Annotated in this window: 1 protein-coding gene; it reads left to right on the forward strand. The window is 60.4% G+C overall.

The window, feature by feature from the left end:
* On the forward strand, positions 1-1,557 hold a 1,557-nt coding region (ctaD, locus tag QK287_RS18365; protein ID WP_282361126.1), incomplete at both ends, for a cytochrome c oxidase subunit I.

The following is a 1,557-nucleotide window of genomic DNA, read 5'->3' on the forward strand; positions in this document are numbered from 1 at the left end:
CAAGGGACGCATTGTCGTCAACTGGATCACCTCGACTGACCATAAGACCATCGGGTACATGTACCTGATTGCCTCTTTTGTGTTCTTTTGCTTCGGCGGTGTGATGGCGCTGTTGATCCGTGCCGAGCTGTTCGAACCGGGTATGCAGATCCTGCAGACCAAGGAGCAGTACAACCAGCTCTTCACGATGCACGGCACGGTGATGCTGCTGATGTTCGCGACGCCGCTGTTCGCGGGCTTCGCGAACGTGATTATGCCGCTGCAGATCGGTGCCCCCGACGTCGCCTTCCCGCGGCTGAACGCGCTGGCCTTCTGGTTTTTCCTCTTCGGCTCCACTATCGCCGTGTCCGGGTTCATCACTCCGCAGGGTGCGGCGTCGTTTGGCTGGTTTGCTTATGCGCCGTTGTCCAACACGACCTTCAGCCCCGGTGTGGGCGGTGACCTCTGGGTCTTTGGCCTGGCGCTGTCCGGTTTCGGTACCATCCTTGGCGCGGTGAACTTCATCACCACGGTTATTTGCATGCGTGCCCCGGGTATGACCATGTGGCGGATGCCGATTTTCACCTGGAACATCCTGGTGACGGCGATCCTGGTGCTGATGGCGTTCCCGCCGCTGGCCGCGGCGTTGTTCGCGCTCGGTGCTGACCGCCGCTTCGGGGCGCATATTTTTGATCCGGAGAACGGCGGCGCGGTCCTCTGGCAGCACCTGTTCTGGTTCTTCGGCCACCCCGAGGTTTACATCATTGCCCTGCCGTTCTTCGGCATCGTCACGGAGATTTTCCCGGTCTTCAGCCGCAAGCCGATCTTCGGCTACAAGGGCCTGGTCTATGCAACGATTTCCATTGCCGCGCTGTCCGTGACCGTGTGGGCGCACCACATGTACGTGACCGGCTCGGTGCTGCTGCCGTTCTTCTCATTTATGACCATGTTGATTGCCGTTCCGACCGGGGTGAAGTTCTTCAACTGGATCGGCACCATGTGGCGGGGATCGATTACCTTTGAGACGCCGATGTTGTGGAGCCTGGGCTTCCTGGCGACCTTCCTGTTCGGCGGCCTGACCGGCATCATCCTGGCTTCGCCGCCGCTGGACTTCCATGTCTCCGATTCCTACTTTGTGGTGGCTCACTTCCACTACGTGGTCTTCGGCACCGTGGTGTTCGCGATGTTCGCCGGGTTCTATTTCTGGTGGCCGAAGTTCACCGGGAAGATGCTCAACGAACGCCTCGGCAAGATCCATTTTTGGATGCTGTTCCTGGGCTTCCACGGCACCTTCCTGATCCAGCACTGGCTCGGCGTGGAGGGTATGCCGCGCCGCTATGCGGACTACATGCCGCAGGATAACTTCACCTGGATGAACCAGTTCTCCACCTACTCCTCGTTCCTGCTTGGCGCGTCGCTGATCCCGTTCTTCTGGAACGTCTACATCACCTGGCGCAGCAACGAACGCGTCGAAGTGGACGATCCGTGGGGCTTTGGCGCCTCTCTGGAGTGGGCCACCTCCTGCCCGCCGCCGCGGCACAACTTCACCTCGTTGCCGCGGATCCGCTCCGAGCGACC

Origin of the sequence: Arthrobacter sp. AL05, from assembly GCF_029960715.1 — a bacterium.
In the GTDB taxonomy this organism is placed as follows: domain Bacteria; phylum Actinomycetota; class Actinomycetes; order Actinomycetales; family Micrococcaceae; genus Arthrobacter.